The 16,420-nt window shown below is 39.0% G+C and carries 11 protein-coding genes, 1 tRNA gene, 3 pseudogenes and 1 other annotated feature; of the genes and pseudogenes, 7 read left to right on the top strand and 8 right to left on the bottom strand.

The genetic code is table 11. From position 1 onward, the window contains the following. Positions 1–42 precede the first annotated feature (42 nt). Positions 43–642, bottom strand: coding sequence for a CRISPR-associated ring nuclease Csm6 (gene csm6, locus NI465_RS15560; RefSeq protein ID WP_253145909.1), 600 nt, complete (start codon positions 640–642; stop codon positions 43–45). A gap of 414 nt (positions 643–1,056) precedes the next feature. Here csm6 and NI465_RS15555 point away from each other — a divergent pair. After that, a pseudogene (locus tag NI465_RS15555) lies at positions 1,057–2,095 on the top strand (IS3 family transposase); the annotation flags it as partial. Beyond that, positions 1,266–1,382: a sequence feature (AL1L pseudoknot), on the top strand. (Overlaps the previous pseudogene by 117 nt.) Here the strand turns inward: NI465_RS15555 and NI465_RS15550 are convergent. Continuing rightward, positions 2,088–2,501 (bottom strand): annotated as a pseudogene (locus tag NI465_RS15550) (metallophosphoesterase); the annotation flags it as partial. The pseudogenes NI465_RS15555 and NI465_RS15550 overlap by 8 nt on opposite strands. Before the next feature lie 35 nt (positions 2,502–2,536). Further along, the gene (locus NI465_RS15545) at positions 2,537–3,520 is read right to left on the bottom strand and encodes a hypothetical protein (protein ID WP_253145907.1); all 984 of its coding nucleotides are present in this window, start codon (positions 3,518–3,520) and stop codon (positions 2,537–2,539) included. A 102-nt stretch (positions 3,521–3,622) separates the two neighbouring features. Between NI465_RS15545 and NI465_RS15540 the strand changes: the two genes are divergently transcribed. Beyond that, the gene (locus NI465_RS15540) at positions 3,623–4,495 is read left to right on the top strand and encodes a competence protein CoiA family protein (RefSeq protein WP_253145905.1); all 873 of its coding nucleotides are present in this window, start codon (positions 3,623–3,625) and stop codon (positions 4,493–4,495) included. Positions 4,496–4,617: 122 nt separating this feature from the next. Here NI465_RS15540 and NI465_RS15535 read toward each other — a convergent pair whose 3' ends face one another. Continuing rightward, the gene (locus NI465_RS15535) at positions 4,618–5,895 is read right to left on the bottom strand and encodes an McrC family protein (RefSeq protein ID WP_253145903.1); all 1,278 of its coding nucleotides are present in this window, start codon (positions 5,893–5,895) and stop codon (positions 4,618–4,620) included. Positions 5,896–5,907: 12 nt separating this feature from the next. Next, on the bottom strand, positions 5,908–8,091 hold the full coding sequence (locus NI465_RS15530) for an McrB family protein (RefSeq protein WP_253145901.1): 2,184 nt from the start codon (positions 8,089–8,091) through the stop codon (positions 5,908–5,910). Positions 8,092–8,607: 516 nt separating this feature from the next. Between NI465_RS15530 and NI465_RS15525 the strand changes: the two are divergent. Then, positions 8,608–8,974 (top strand): annotated as a pseudogene (locus NI465_RS15525) (transposase domain-containing protein); the annotation flags it as partial. Between the two features lie 126 nt (positions 8,975–9,100). On the opposite strand, the gene NI465_RS15520 reads toward NI465_RS15525, so the two are convergent. After that, positions 9,101–9,177 (bottom strand) — tRNA-Ile (locus tag NI465_RS15520). 798 nt (positions 9,178–9,975) lie between these two features. Here NI465_RS15520 and NI465_RS15515 point away from each other — a divergent pair. Both NI465_RS15515 and NI465_RS15510 read left to right on the top strand, forming a co-directional pair. Then, positions 9,976–10,530, top strand: coding sequence for a 1-acyl-sn-glycerol-3-phosphate acyltransferase (locus NI465_RS15515; RefSeq protein WP_180086961.1), 555 nt, complete (start codon positions 9,976–9,978; stop codon positions 10,528–10,530). Between the two features lie 247 nt (positions 10,531–10,777). Beyond that, positions 10,778–11,527 (top strand): YebC/PmpR family DNA-binding transcriptional regulator, encoded by a 750-nt coding sequence (locus tag NI465_RS15510; protein WP_004645516.1) that lies wholly within the window; start codon positions 10,778–10,780, stop codon positions 11,525–11,527. Between the two features lie 69 nt (positions 11,528–11,596). Here NI465_RS15510 and NI465_RS15505 read toward each other — a convergent pair whose 3' ends face one another. Then, entirely contained in the window at positions 11,597–12,067 is a 471-nt protein-coding gene (locus tag NI465_RS15505; RefSeq protein WP_004645518.1) for an Lrp/AsnC family transcriptional regulator, read from the bottom strand. A 380-nt stretch (positions 12,068–12,447) separates the two neighbouring features. Between NI465_RS15505 and NI465_RS15500 the strand changes: the two genes are divergently transcribed. Then, positions 12,448–14,082: a hypothetical protein gene (locus tag NI465_RS15500; protein WP_253145900.1), complete on the top strand. Its 1,635-nt coding sequence runs from the start codon at positions 12,448–12,450 to the stop codon at positions 14,080–14,082. A gap of 64 nt (positions 14,083–14,146) precedes the next feature. Here the strand turns inward: NI465_RS15500 and NI465_RS15495 are convergent, their stop codons facing one another. Beyond that, positions 14,147–14,911: a glutathione S-transferase family protein gene (locus NI465_RS15495; RefSeq protein WP_004645522.1), complete on the bottom strand. Its 765-nt coding sequence runs from the start codon at positions 14,909–14,911 to the stop codon at positions 14,147–14,149. A gap of 294 nt (positions 14,912–15,205) precedes the next feature. Here NI465_RS15495 and ychF point away from each other — a divergent pair, with 294 nt between their 5' ends. Continuing rightward, positions 15,206–16,297, top strand: a complete 1,092-nt coding sequence (gene ychF / locus NI465_RS15490) for a redox-regulated ATPase YchF (RefSeq protein WP_004645523.1) — start codon at positions 15,206–15,208, stop codon at positions 16,295–16,297. Positions 16,298–16,420 lie beyond the last annotated feature (123 nt).

Raw genomic sequence — 16,420 nt, 5'->3', positions numbered from 1 at the left:
AATTAGGTCGTCCTCATACCCAAGTTGTCACTTGAATTCTGTTCAAATGAGCAGAGTGTTATCTTTTAAATCTTTGTGCAACAAAGCCACTTTTGCTTCTTTAGTATTTAAAACCTTATCTTTGTTAGCAATATAATTATCGTTTAAGGTTGGGAAAAAAAAATTCTCCGAAAATTCAAAATCTTTACTAACAAAAACATGACTTAAAATATCTTGTTCTCTACCAAAGATTGACATGGCATAGCCCATATAAAATGCCATAGTCTTGCGACCACCTGCTATTGATGCGTGAATTCGACAGTTCTCATCTGCAGTGAACTTAGCAACAATACGAGTAATGGAGTCCGCAATACTTTGTTGATCCTCTTCTTCACGCCCATTAAAAATCTCCACACCATCATCATGTTGCATCAGCAAAATATGACTTAATTCAAATTTGAAGTCTGGAAGGTTATGATGCGCTTTTAAATCCTCAATCTGCCTTCTTTCAAATAACCACTCAATTGCTTTTGCTTTTGCATTTACTGATGTGATTAAGTAAACTTCATCAGGAAAAGGCTTACCTTGCATGTGAATTGCATAAAGTGTTTCAGTTAATACCTGAGGGCTTATCCCCATGATCGAAAGCAGTATCGTTTTCACTCCTTACCCCTCAAATAACTTCCAAGCAAAGTACAATTCTGCTTATTTATCACTAAAAAAACAACAATCTAGCACTAAAATAACATTGGACTGAATAGCCACTGATTTAATAAACAGCTTTTAGTTAAATAAAATTCATCCTTAATCTGATGAAAATTTTTAACCTTTTTACCCAAGTAAATTTCAACAACTAAAGATTACTACTGTAATCTTTAGTTAGGACACAATTTATAAAACTATCTCAATTCAAGTTGCTTTTTATGCCACTCCACACTTTCCTGGTAATCAAAATAAATAGCAGCTAGACGGGCTGTTCCTGATTTTAAAGTAAGCATCCGCTGAACCCAACTTTTCTTAACTGCTCAACATCCCGATAGTGAACCGTACCGTGTTTGTCGGAGAGTCAATATTCTGAGAGACTATCCATCGTATTGGGCTGCAATCACAGCAATTGCTCCTAAGATTGGCTGTACTCCTGAAACACTACGTGTTTGGCATCAAAAGCATTTAGATCAGCAAAATCCTATTAAAGTACAACAGATATCTGATCAAGAAAAAATGAAGCAAATGGAAGGTGAAATTAAAGAATTAAAACGTGCCAATGAGATTCTACGGAAAGCAGCTGCTTTTTTCGCCCAGGCGGAGCTCGACCGCCCACACAAATAATGGTGGATTTTATCCATAACAATAAGGCGTTATATGGTGTTGAGGCGATTTGCAGGATTTTACCGATCGCGGCTTCGACCTATTATCGAACTTTAGATCTCTTTGATAATCCATAACATCGAGCGAAACGAGATTTACATGACTTGCATCATGCTGAACAAATTAAACGAATTTGGAAAGAAAGTTCTGGTCGATATGGTGTGCGTAAGGTCTGGCAACAATTGAAACGTGAAGGTTATGTTATCGCACGTTGTACAGTTGCTCGATTGATGCATAAGGTAGGTATACAAGGTTTTTGGCGTGGTAAGAATAAACAAACCACCCGTAGCCGAGATGATCAAAAACGAGCAGATGACTTAGTAAAACGCAATTTTAATGCAGATCATCCTGACCCTTGCGAAGCAATGCTTCTCAGGTCGCTGACTTCACGTATATTCAAACCAAGTCAGGTTGGGTCTATACCGCATTTATTATTGATGTGTTTTCACGAGCAATTGTTGGGTGGAAAGTATCAACACGTATGAATACAGATATAGTGCTTGATGCATTAGAACAAGCTTTGCATGATCGAGGTATGCCAAAGCATGTAATTCATCATTCCGATAGAGGTGTGCAATATCTTTCCATTCGCTATACTAATCGTCTAGAAGCAGCAAATTTACGAGCGTCAGTCGGTACAACTGGTGATTCATACGATAATGCTTTGGCTGAAACAGTGAATGGCTTATACAAAACAGAGGTGATTGAATATTTAAAAGCAGATTGGCAAGGTTTAGCGGATGTACAACACCAATCTTTTTATTTTTCAATTGGACTTCGATCACTAAAGGCAATTGCTTAAAACGTTCAATAATTTCTAGCCGCTGTATTTGAGATAACTGATAAAACCATTCACCTCCATTACGTGCGTGAATCTCTTTTATTTTAGGATCATGAGCTGACTTGATACACATTTCTTCATGATTACCACGCACGGTATAAAACCAAGCTTCATCCAATAAGGAAATACAGACTAAATTTTCTGCGCCTCGATCTACAAGATCACCTGTACAAATAAGCACATCATTTTGAAAATCAAAATTAATATTTTGGAGTTCTTGCATCAAAAGGCTATAACAGCCATGCAAATCACCAACCACATATATATGATTCGTTTGATTTGTATTGATTGTCAAAATAGGAGAATAGCTCATTGTCTTAAATGATCCCCCCCTTAATTTCAATATGATTACCGACTTAACAGCTTTCCACTCATTAACACCCGATCAAAGCTATACACATGCGCAAAAGGACTTTCTACACAACGTCCAACTAATGGCAAATTATGATCAGGTTGACCAATTCTAAGTACAACCTCTGCTGAACAAATCGGACATATCCCTTTAAACCGAGTTATACGTGTTAATTGATTACGCTCTCTATCACGATACATCTCAATATCAGCATGATCCTCATTAAGTGAAATAAACGTCATAGGTGCCTTAATGACTCGATGCTCTGGTAAATTCCATAACGGAGTGAACCAATATTTGAATGATAGGTAAGAAAATCCAATTAAACAGGCTATAAACAACAAATCAAGTGTCGTGAAGTTTTGTCCTTCACGTACTAAAACCAATGAAAATGCACAAACATATAAAGCCCACGAAATAAAACCGCCTAAAAGAACGATCAGCATCATCAAACCTCTAAAGCTTTTATTTCTAATCTCTCCTTTTTTAAATATAAATCGGTAAAACCAAGACAATTTAATTTCAGAAGGATCAACCCGCTCATAAGAAATTTCATTCTCATCAAGCTTTTGATCTTCTTCATTTTGGGTCTGAGCGTATTCTGTAATATCCAACCAATAACGGCGCTCATTTCCTTTTCCTCCAATTGTATCGTTGGTTTTTACAACAGGAATATAACCAATCTCTTTGAATTTTTTAGTATGTTTTGTGATGACACGATCAAGGAATGCACTTAATTTTTTGTCACTCATCCACTTCCCTAGATCTTTTGAATCCATCGATGCAACAGATTGCTGACCATCAAGAATGAGTTTTAGTTGATACCTGGAATACGTTATTAGCTCTTCATTTTGAGTATTTAAAGCATCAATCGATGCGCTACAGATTACTTTTAAGCAATCGTATGCTCTGTTATCTGCTAAGTCCTTCTTTAAAATATCATCTAACACAACAAAAACTTTTAATTTTAATTCAGACACTTAAACCCCCATTTTACCCGTATTTCCCCTTTATACGGTGTTAGGACAATTAGATCACAAGCATAGTGAATGAGTAAATCAACTTCCTAAAGGATTTTAATCATGACGATGTATATTGCATTAAACGAAAATAATAAATTGGTTAATATTAAGCAGGTTGAACGTGGACTCGCATGCCAATGCACTTGCTTTGAATGTGGTGAAGCTGTGATCGCTCGTAAAGGGGAAATTAAAGAACATCATTTTGCACACGCAAGCAATAAAGAAAGCTGTACGATTAACCCTGAATCTGTACTCCATAAATATGCCAAAGAAGTTATTCTTGAATCTATGGGACTTATGCTTCCTGCCCTACCTGATTCAGATAGTGAAGCTGCATGGTGGACCTTCGAAAAATTATTACCTGAATTTTCTCTCGGTTTAATTCGCCCTGACCTTATTGGTTATTTTGATGGCGAACCTATTTTAATTGAGATCGCAGTCACTCATTTTATTGATGCTGAAAAACTAAAACGCATTGAGGCATTTAAATCAAAATGTATTGAAATCGATTTATCACCACTTCTTAACAGTGATATTGCAATTCCAAGTACAGAAGCCACACAGCAAATCCTCGAGAACCTGGACAATAGAAGATGGATTTACCCATTTCCTCAAAAACAATCCACTGGGCAACAAATAACACCTACTTCCTACAAAATCACAACCACTCTACCCGTAACGTCTGAACTACAGAACACCAGTCCGAATTGGCAGGACTATAAATTTAAAGTGAAAGGCATGCATCTTAATGTTCGCCATTTTGCGAGTGGTATGGTTTCAGTGAATAGCGCATATAACCCTGAAATCATTGCAATGCTCAAAGAATGGAAACGTGAAGGGATTGGCTCCTATAATCCTAAATATAAATCTTGGAACTATTGGCTACCATTTTCGGAACAGGTTTTACAAAGACTAAAAGAACTTAATGAATAAAACTACATTACCCATAAATAATTGCCTATTTCTGCCAAACGAAAAGTACCTAAACTGGGACTGATCTAGCTAAAAAGTAGATTTTAGTCCCAAATATGGGACTGACCTCACAAGATAAAAGACTAAATAATTTTGAAGTTTTTTGGATCATCTACATTGAAAGGTACTACACGTAGTTTTGCACTAGAGGGAAGCCTAAACTTAAAGTCATCCAATGGCTGCGTGAACTTGTCCTTCCGATATGGATAGACAAGTACAACATCACTGTCATGCTTGAGGTAATAGTGGCTATAAGCAAACATTTGCTGAATATCACTATCTTTCAAACCATAACGCCCAGCTCGATCACTTTGATCAATCAACTTCCACTTGGTATCCATCACAATCGGTTTTGCATTCAGACATTCAATGAAAATATCAGGCTTAAGCTTAAAAATACGACGTTCTTGATGCTGACAAATATGCTCCGTCGCATACTGTGTCTTCACAGTATATTCAGGTAAGTTACGGCGTAGATGATAAGCAACATAGTGCTCAAATAGCTTCTCCATTGGGAAGAGTAAACTCATGCCACGCCACTCCCCCTGAGTAGATACAGGCATATATTCACCTAAGATTAACTCCGTCCAAGGTTTAATCTCAGCATACAAAGCGAGTAAACGTCCTGACTGCCATTGTCTAAAATCCTGCTTAATCTTTTGGCATCGAGGGATCTCATTGGTCATGAGTCTCAGCTCTTGCGCCAATTTCCAATTACTTGCGTCTTTGCTCTTTTTACACACCACTTCTAAGGCTGTACGTATCAATCTATTTTCAGGTCGATTCACCTCATAAACATCATGCTCAATCGGAAAGATATGTTTCTTTGTAAGTGGCTGACGCATATATTTCACATGCTGTAATTGTCCACGTAAAAAATTTTGTTCCTCTTGCACACGGTTATAATCAAAACGTAAACCACGTTGTACCAAACGCTCAAACGAGGCAAGGAACTGCGTCATAATCCATTCATGCAAAGGTTGTTTAAAGCGGTTTAAATTGGCACTTCCTGCTTCTCTATATGGTAAATGTAGTGAAACACTCAGCATTTTCTGAAGCAGTTTACGTTCTTGCTGAATAATATCTTGATCATCAGTGCCATTAAGCTCCACATGTTTAGGGAGGATTTCAATCCGTGTACCACATGGGGTTTCTATCACTCCCACATATTGATCAAGCTTAAGCTTTCTTCGCCCTGCCAACTCAAATACTTTCGCACCGTGCTTTGAAAATGATGCTGAGAGCCCACATAGATGCTCAAATGCTTTCCCAGATATATAAGCATGGTCTAAAGTTGGATCAGGACAGCCTTCATAAGCAACGCTAATGAAGGCATATTCTCGGACGGTAAAATCAGGCATCACGATCCCCAATTAGTGCTTAATAATCTTAGTAAAGCTCTCTATTGAATTAAATACATCATCGACGACTTCCCATGTTTTCTGCTCCTCAAAATAGCTCTCCGATTCATGTGCTACATTTGGGAATAATACTGATTTATCTATACCATTAGATCGCAGCATGCCATTTGCATTGAGCACCATATTGATCTTAGACCAATCATCAAAGAAATACTCTTGAAGCTGAGGAATGATTTTTTGCTTAAATATTTGCGCTAAGTTAGTAAGAGATGGATCTTTCTGCAAAGTCATAAAGTTGGCATGCCCAATACAGTGATCTCGGTCTAATAACACCTCAATACGCTGATTGATGACTTCTAATAACTTTCTAATATCCAAACCCTTAACCTCAACGCCAGTTAGAAGCTCAGGCTTTGGTGGCATTTCGATAAAAGTAAAGCGACGGCGCAAGGCAATATCTAAACCTGTTAAAGATCGGTCAGACGAATTCATGGTACCAATAATGTAAACATTATCAGGTACAGAGAAGTCATCTTTAGAATATGGAAGTGTCACCGACAATGCTTCGTCTGCGCCTTGACGTTTTGAATCTTCAATTAGCGTAATCAATTCACCAAAGATACGGGAAATGTTACCTCGGTTAATTTCATCAATGATGAGTACATAAGGTTTTACTTTTTCAATAGACTTTGTATATTCAACTTCTGAACGTAATGAATTAGCGATAGCCCATTCATAACTTTTTTGATCAACAATAATGTCACTTTGTGTCTTCAAATAGTTACGAATATGCCTAATAGATAAAGTGATATTACTTCCTGTAGATGTAAGAGCGAATAACGTGCCTGCTGAATTACTTGATACTTTAATTTCCGCACCACGTTTAGTATGAAAAATCATTTCCTCTGTTTTAGCCTGAGTAATGAGTTGATCAATCGCACTATTGATGCTTGCTTCAATCGGTGCTGATACATTATTTTGCTTAGCATCAATTTCTATTTGGGCATCTTCACAAATCTCTTTAAATACGCCTGCTTTTACATCATAGCTTAACTGCCCATTATCATCCGTTTCAGCACGAATCCCTTCCACAAAATCTTCATAACTAAAACTTTGATGGAAAGTGACAAACTTAATTTGACCTTGTTCTTTGTACTGATCAAAACGTAATTTTAGCGCCGTGCGATCTTCTTGTTCTAAAATTTCGAGAGGTTTGTTTTCAATAATGGATAAGGCATGGTTAATCGTATGGTAAGTTTTACCTGTACCCGCTGCACCAAATAAAATACGGTTTAGGGGCTGTTTTATCTGTTCTGATGGATTCATGTTAGTCTCTATTATATCAATATTGTTATAGTTTTCCGGCCAATAACCCACAAAAGGATCTCGATCAGTTTCCATTTTGTTCAAGGACATGCTTTTGAGTTCTTCTAATTTGGAGGCCGTTAATCGAATTGTTCCTAACTCATCTATTGAAAACTCTGATTCATTTTCATTTGGAATATAGAATGTGCCATCTTGATCGAAACCAACAGCAGCCACATAGCTCACTGTACTATTTCGCCCATTGAATTTATTGTTTGTGCCGAATCTAACCGGAGGCCGCTCTGAAGGTGCAACCCACCAATCCATAGGTGTTTCATGGATATATCTTGCCAACTCTAGAAAAAGCTTTCGATGCTCAGTATTTTGTTCAATGTGATTAAAATTCGGAACATTTTTAAACTGCTTTAGAATAAATTCATCCGTTAGCTTTTCTTTTCTACTCTCTGATCGTTTTTTATAGAGGTTTTCAAGTTCAGTTAAATCCTGAGTATGGCCTGAAAAGATACAGTCTTGGACATCTTTTCTTTTTATACGGGTGATTGTTTGACGATAAGTATAAAAGTAAATTATTTTTTCAGGTTCAAATTGTTGCTCCCATTCGACTTCTAAGGTGCGTCCATCATTTAAGTTTTTCTTTACGGTACCAATGGCTTTGACTTTCATGCAGCTTACAAGACAACCGTAATTATTAAACGGCATATTATATTTTTGGCCATAAATTGCTTTTATTGCAATTCGATCCCCTGCTTGAATAGCATTTACGCGATCCAGATATTTATCTGTATAGCCATTCTGCCAAATGCCTTTTTCAATAAACTCAGGTGTTTTATCTTCACCATCCCAATCAGCACCAGCAACCCAAAAATTCATCATTTCCCCCAAACTCAAAATCTATTTCTTTACGCTTTAATAAATGATTTCACTCGGTTTTAAATTCCGCCCAGTCTTAGCAAGGCTACCCAAGCTTTACTTTCTTTTAATCAAGAATGCTCTCTCATTTTTTGTATATACGACATAAATACACTTACAACTTCCCTATATTTCAATTTCACACCATCCACATCTACTCAAACTGACAAATAAGTATCTGCATTAAATTATCCGCTATTTTAGCGGTATTAATCATTAAAATTATTCTCTACATATACATAAAAATCATTTCCCACACGATCATATTTAAAGGTCATGGTGTTACGACTCATCCATGGCTTTGTTGCATAAATATGTAAGCATCTGATTTAAATAAATTTAATTTTGGATCAAAAAATAATCAAAACTTTTAAAATCATATAGTTATGAAATCTTTGTGCAACAAAGCCGACCAAAGGTAAAGTTGAACGCTTTAATGAATACCTCAAATCGAGACTATATTAATGGCTCAACTAACACCATCTGACGCTGCTATCGGATTCCCTAACCGCTCTGAGGATCAACTACAGCCTAAAAAACTGGCAAGCACTCTGGCCGCTATCTGGTTGATGGTAACTTACCAATCAACATAAGAAGCATTGCTTCATAAGGGATCTAAAATCAGATGTGTTCCAGGGCCTTGGGACGTAATAACTAGTTATTTGCTGGCTCGATGAGCAGTTGTCAGCGAGCAGCTAATATCATACACCTGATTCAGTCAGCAAAGCTGAATGGACTGGATCCGCATGCCCAATTAAGTGATGTGCCGAAAAGGTTGCCGATACATAAAGTGACCCAGATTGAAGTATTACTTCCACACCGATGGAAACCCAACTCAAATTAAAAAAAGCTATGGGGTTTAGCGAATGCTTACAGAATAATGTTGATTTAAGCTGCTTACCATTTGCTTACCAGAATCTAAAAACAAAAAAACCACTTAGGATTAGTACACCTAAGTGGTTGTTTTATATGGTGGGCCCAGACAGACTTGAACTGTCGACCAACGGATTATGAGTCCGCTGCTCTAACCAACTGAGCTATAGGCCCTATATGCTGAAAACTTTATTTATCAATAAGTTCAGGCGTCATGAATACTAGCTAAGATTTTTTGGAAAGACAAGTGCTTTTATAACTGCTTGAACATTTAGGCAGCAATCATGGGCGACTTGTCTTAGTCAAAATTCAGTTACTTAAGACTTCAGTATAGGAGGCATATAGAAAAATGAGATACATGCTGCATCATTTAAGATAAATGAGCCTTTATCTTGAATTTAATCCGGTCTACTAAGCGTAAAACTGATAGATTTAAGGTCTTAGTATATCTATAAGGTATCAAAATTCTTTATTGCTCAGGCAGCAATGTTAAAGGAATAGCCTAGAACTAAAGAAGATAGAATGACTAGAATTCAGACTTCATTTCTTCGTCTTTATGTAAATCCTGCTTAATTTCGATCAAAGACCATACAATTATAAGCGCAAAAATCAATAGGGAGACTACGAAGGCTGTCATGTACGTCATACTTTTCAATCTCAGAGTAGAAAGAATAAGAAAATAGAAAAGACCTGTATCAGTCTTCTTCTTCGACAAAAGTCTAATAACTAAAGTGTGCTCTGGATAGTCATTTTTTCATCATTTTAAGACTTTTTTTGTATCTACTGATATTTTTAAGATATTAATATTATTTTATTTATATATATTAACTCTTAATTTTGCAGCTTAAAAAGATGAATAAATCATAGATTTTTACATTATTCGCTGATTTTATTGGAAAGCCTATTGACTGTATGGGCGAACAAGATGAAATTATGCAGTTCTCTACATACAGCTTTTACTTCTCCGTACTTATGCTAAACAAATTCCTTGGCGAATCTGCATTTAAACTTGCAGGTTGGCAATATCATGTCGAACCAGATGTGCTTGAAGACAAACAGGTCATTATTGGATTCGAACATACCTCAATGATGGATGCGGTACTGTCAATTGCCCTGTTCCAGATCTATGATCTCAAGGTACATACCTTAATCAAAAAAGAATTATTTAAAGGACCTTTCAAACCGCTATTAAACGCTGTGGGTGGTATTCCGGTTGACCGCAAGGCCAGTAAAGATATCGTGACCCAGATGGTGGAACATTTTCAGAACAATGAAAAGTTCAATCTGGTCATTGCTCCCGAAGCGACACGAGCCAAACAGGGTGAAGCACGCAAACCGATCCGTACCGGTTTCTGGCATATTGCCAAGGCTGCCAATGTACCGATCGTGTTGTTATACGCCAATTCCAGAACCAAGCAAGGTGGCATTCTTGGCAAGATCTATCCGACAGACCTTGTGCATGACCTGGCTTTGATCAAACAACTGTATAAAGATAAGGTTGGTCTGGATATCGTTATTCCAGAATAAGCTTTTTAAAAGAAAAGCACGGACATAATCAGCGATTTCGCTTTTTATGTCCAAGTCATCTGTCTATATCAATGTATAAATAGAATTATAAATCTCCCTATCCTCTTTCTATTTTTCCTCGATATTGCACTTTTTTTGTTTTTATCCTGAAATCTCAAATCCAGGCACTTTTTTTTAAAAAAACGCTTATGGTAGAATTTCGGCATTCTGATAGGCATACAGCCAATCTACAAGGAGCATAGTTCGCATGGCGGGTCATTCCAAGTGGGCCAATATTAAGCATCGCAAAGCAAAACAAGATGCGAGTCGTGGTAAAGTTTTTACCAAATACATTCGTGAATTAACCACTGCTGCAAAGCTTGGTGGTCCAGATACTGCAAGCAACCCTCGTCTACGTGCTGTGGTTGAAAAAGCATTATCAGTGAATATGACACGTGACGTGATCAACCGTGCCATTCAACGTGGTGCTGGTGGCGAAGATAACGACGACCTGAAAGAAGTGACCTACGAAGGTTATGGTGTAGGTGGTGTTGCGGTTATTGTTGAAACCATGACTGACAACTTGAACCGTACTGTGCCTGACGTACGTCATTGCTTCTCTAAAACTGATGGTAACTTAGGCACCAATGGTTCGGTGGCATTCCTGTTCACGAAACGTGGTGAGATCACTTTTGAAGATGTGTCTTTGGAAGATCAAATCATGGAAGTGGCATTAGAAGCAGGTGCTGAAGACATCGAAGTCACTGAAGATGATATCTTGGTCATTACCACACCTGAAGCCTTCGGTGAAGTTCAAGATGCTTTAACTGCTGCAGGTTTAAAATCTGACAATGCTGAAGTAGTGATGAGTCCTTCAACCAAAGCAGAAATCACAGACATCGATCAAGCGAAAAAAATCATGAAAATGATTGATATGCTTGAAGATCTGGATGATGTACAAAACGTTTATACCAACGTTGAATTCTCAGACGCAGTTTTAGCAGAACTTGATGCTTAAATATGTCTGATTCAAAAAACGCACCTTAGGGTGCGTTTTTTTTATGGCTGTCCACCACCCTAGCTTTGATTAAACTTTATTGAGTAATCCGCTACAGTTAAAGACATTATATTCTTTAATCACAAAACTGGAATGCAGTGCCACCACATGCTCAATTTTTCCAATCCGCTTAAGCAGGATTTCACTATAATTTTCCATATCTCTTGCCACCACTTCGACAATAAAATCCGCAGACTGACCGGTGACCAAAAAGGCATTAATCACTTCGGGAATACTTTCCAGTTCTTCCAGGAATTTAGCAAAAGTATCGCTATCATGTTTGCTTAAGGATACCTGTAACAGCACATGCAGGCTGAAACCTAATTTCTGGTAATTGATTTCACGTTTTAAGCCACTGATAATATTATGATCGATTAAGTGTTTGATCCTGCGATGCACCGAACTGACAGATAAATTCACCCGCTCGGACAGTTCATTCAGATTGACATCTTCATGGGTCAATATTTCTAGAATATGTTTATCGAAACGATCCAGTTCCATTTTTATACTCTTATATCAATAATCAATAGATGCAGAAAATTTTGCGCCATCTCTGTTATACAATATTTATTTATTTTTCACAAAATTTTCATATTCTGAAATTTTTTTCCAAATGGGATTTCATTTTATAAATACGGTTTTCAGGAGGGTTTAAATGACCGTTAATCGCATTAATTAAAAATATGACCAATGGTATTTTACGTTAAATCTTTATTTTTAAATTATTTAAATTGGGTAAACACGGCAACAGATAGGCTATTCCTGTCAGCCCCTACACGACTTAACCGTCCATCTTTTACAAGTGTATAGAAATAGATTAAAACAAAGGCGCTTTAAAAACAAAAATAGCGCATTTCAAAAATATTACACAAGGAACGGTCATGGCTTCTAAACTTTTAAGCTTGATAAAAACAAAAGTGAGTCCTGTTTTAACCGTCGAAACCCAAACGAAGAGCTTATTGGGCGGCTTATTCGGTGGAACGACATCAGGTACCCTCACCAATCTTATTGGCAATCTCACCGGATCCAATACTCAACCTTCAGTCAGCTCATTATTAAATAATCTCCTTTCTGGAAGCAGCCTGAGTACGACAAATCTCAGCAATTTATTAACTCAATTTTCTGGTTCGAATGCCTCAAGTTTAAATATTCAAAGCCTGATCAGTAGCTTAACCCAATCCAATGGCGGTAGCTTTAATATTACCCAGGTCACCAACTTATTAAAGAGCTTAATGGGGAGCAATAGCAGCAGCCTAGATCTTGAGGCTATTTCTAAACTGGTGGGCGGCTTATTGGGCGGCAGTACGGGCAATATTGATATTGGTAAAATTTCTCAACTGGTCGGTGGCCTGATCGGCGGTTCAAGTAATATTGATATCGGTGCCATCGCAGGTCTGGTCGGCAACCTAATTGGCGGTAATGGTGATATCGATATTGCGCAAATTGCTCAACTGGTTGGTGGCTTAATCGGTGGTTCAAGCAATATTGATATCGGTGCGATCGCAGGTCTGGTCGGCAACCTGATCGGCGGTAATGGCGATATCGATATCGCACAAATCGCTCAGCTCGTTGGTGGTCTGATTGGTGGGTCTGGCGGTTTAGGTGACGTAGACATTGGTGCCATCGCAGGTCTGGTCAGCAACCTGATTGGTGGTAATGGCGAGATTGATATCGCACAAATTGCTGAATTGGTCGGTGGTCTGATCGGTGGTTCTGGCGGTTTAGGTGATATAGATATTGGAGCAATTGCAGGTCTGGTGGGTGGCTTAATCGGTGGCAATGGCGAGATTGATATTGCGCAAATCGCTCAACTGGTTAGTGGCCTGATCGGCGGTTCTGGCGGATTGGGCGGTGTAGATATCGGTGCCATCGCAGGTTTGGTCAGCAACCTCATCGGCGGCAATGGCGAGATGGATATCGCACAAATTGCTGAATTGGTCGGTAGTCTGATCGGTGGTTCTGGCGGTTTAGGTGATATAGATATTGGAGCAATTGCAGGCTTGGTGGGTGGCTTAATCGGTGGCAATGCAGGCGGTGATTTTGATCTTGGTGCTATTACCGATTTAATTAGCGGCTTTGTAGGCGGAAATGCAACAGGTGGTTTTGATGTCGGTGGCTTCACTGACTTACTGAGCGGTCTGATTGCGAATGGTTCAAATGGCATAGATTTAGGTGGATTATTAGGCAATCTCAATCTCGGTAGCGATCTGGATCTGGGTGGTATGATCGAAGGTATTTCCTCTGCTTCAAACGGCTTTGACTTAGGCAGTATTGCCGAAGGTGTTGGTCAGTTGGTTGGTAGTGGCTCTTCGATTGAATTGCCTGACCTCGGTGATCTTGTCCAAGGTGTGGGTACGACTGATTCCAATATTGATCTGTCTGCTATCCTGCCGGGCATTAAAGATACAATTCAGAATATCGGCAGTGGCGGTTCTTCATCCGGATTTGATTTTGGTTCACTCCTCAATAATTTTACTAAAAATATTGATATCGACCAGACTAATCCTTGGGGTTAATCATAATCTCATTAAAAAACGCGCTTCATGCGCGTTTTTTTAATTCTTGAATTAGCATTTAAACTTATACACCACGCCAGTCTACCCGTGCATTGCGTTCGGTTCGGTAAATACGGCAAATATATTCACCCAGTGGTAGCTCATTCAAATACTGCTGATAGTCGCGATATTCTTCGGACAAGGTTTCAAAATTTTCTTTTTCCCACGGCGTACCTGGAATCGCCAGAAGCGGTGCCAACATGGAACAGACTGCAATATCCGCCAGACCTAAACGATTTCCGACAAAATAATGCCCACCTTGGCTGACCAGCATCTGATTGAGCTGCTGTACAGCAACATCAATATGTTGTTTAGATTCCGCCACGGTTTCCTCATTCAATGCATAACCCTTGGCGACCATCGCTTTCAATAAAGGTTTAGAAAATTTTTCAAACTGGCGCAGATAGCCCTGCTCACCAATTAAAATATCCAGAGATTCATGATCAGAAGTCAGTGCTTGGGAGAGCATCCAGCGACGGACATGACGACCCAATTCCAAAGTAATTTCATTAATTTCTAAAGCTTTATTTCGAAAATATCCTTCCGCGTGCAGTAAACGATGTTCTGGATAAGTATCATCCAGATACAGAGCAATCTGGGTGGAATCTGCGATCCAGCGATCCTGATCACGCAAAATAGGCAGACGATTCTGACCTGTTTTCAGGCGGGCAAAAGCGCGGTGTACCCCGGGTATCAGATTGTGAGCAACATAGTACAGCTCTTTATGGTCCAGCATCCAACGTGCTTTTTCGCAAAAGTGAGATAAAGGAAACTGGTATAAAGTTCGCATGTATGCTCCATGTTTATCGTTATTGGATCAGGGCGTGTAGGCCGCCGTTTTATTCAGATACTTTAGTCACTCACTTTTAGAAAAACAATGTGATTTTTATTCAAAAGTAAAATACTGGCTGATTATTCCTCTATGGTTGGTGGACTCACGATACATCCCGGAAAGCTCAGCGAGTCATTTTAGGTCGTCAGAAGCATTTGATTGCAATAAACCACAAGCGCATGACCTGACTTTAGCTGTGCTTTCATGTAAAATCGGGAGCAATTTTTATATAACGCTTTTGTGAGTTATTTCATGGGTTTTAATTGCGGTATTGTCGGCTTGCCGAACGTTGGTAAATCTACACTTTTCAATGCCTTAACCAAAGCTGCTATTGCTGCAGAAAACTTCCCTTTCTGTACGATCGAACCAAACACCGGGATTGTACCTGTTCCTGATCCACGTTTAGACAAATTGACTGCAATTGTTAAACCGCAACGTGTTATTCCGACTTCTATGGAATTTGTAGACATCGCAGGTCTGGTAGCGGGTGCTTCTAAGGGCGAAGGCTTGGGTAACCAGTTTCTGGCCAACATTCGTGAAACTGATGCAATTGCTCACGTTGTGCGTTGTTTTGAAGATGAAAACGTCATTCATGTGAATGGTCGTATTGATCCACTAGATGACATCGCTACGATTAATACCGAACTTGCGCTTGCAGACTTGGACGCTGTAGCCAAAGCGATTACGCGTTTGACAAAATCTGCCAAGGGTGGCGACAAAGAAGCGCTTGCCACTAAAGCTGTTCTGGAAAAAATCCAACCTTTACTGGATGAAGGCAAACCAGCTCGCGCAGCGGACCTAGATGATGACGAACGCAAGCTGGTACGTGGCTTTGGTTTAATGACCCTTAAACCAACCATGTATATTGCCAACGTTGCTGAAGACGGTTTTGAAAATAACCCCCATTTAGATGCAGTGAGAAAATTGGCCGCTGAAGAAAATGCGATTGTGGTTCCACTTTGCAACCAGATTGAAGCTGAAATTTCATTGCTTGAAGATGAAGACCGTGCTGAATTCCTTGAAGCAATGGGCATGGAAGAGCCGGGTTTAAATGTGGTCATTCGTGCAGGTTATTCATTACTTGGCCTACAAACTTATTTCACTGCGGGCGTGCAAGAAGTTCGTGCCTGGACCGTGAAAGTTGGCGCAACTGCACCACAGGCGGCAGGCGTGATTCATACCGACTTTGAAAAAGGCTTTATCCGTGCAGAATGTATCGCTTATGATGATTTTGTGCAGTACAACGGCGAAGCCGGTGCGAAAGAAGCAGGTAAATGGCGTCTAGAAGGTAAAACTTATATCGTTCAGGATGGCGATGTTTTACACTTCCGTTTTAACGTTTAAGTCGTTGCTGTTTGAAAAAGCCCCCTTCTTGGGTAATGCCAGTCAGTTAAGAAATTGACTGGCATTTTCTTGGATATTTTTGTGCTTTAATTTTCACTACTCGCGGACATTGCCTTTGCCTTT

Origin of the sequence: Acinetobacter lwoffii, from assembly GCF_024129855.1 — a bacterium.
Classification (GTDB): Bacteria; Pseudomonadota; Gammaproteobacteria; order Pseudomonadales; family Moraxellaceae; genus Acinetobacter; species Acinetobacter lwoffii_L.
The sequence above is the reverse complement of the archived record's forward strand: the minus strand, read 5'-3'. Positions and strand labels throughout refer to the sequence as shown.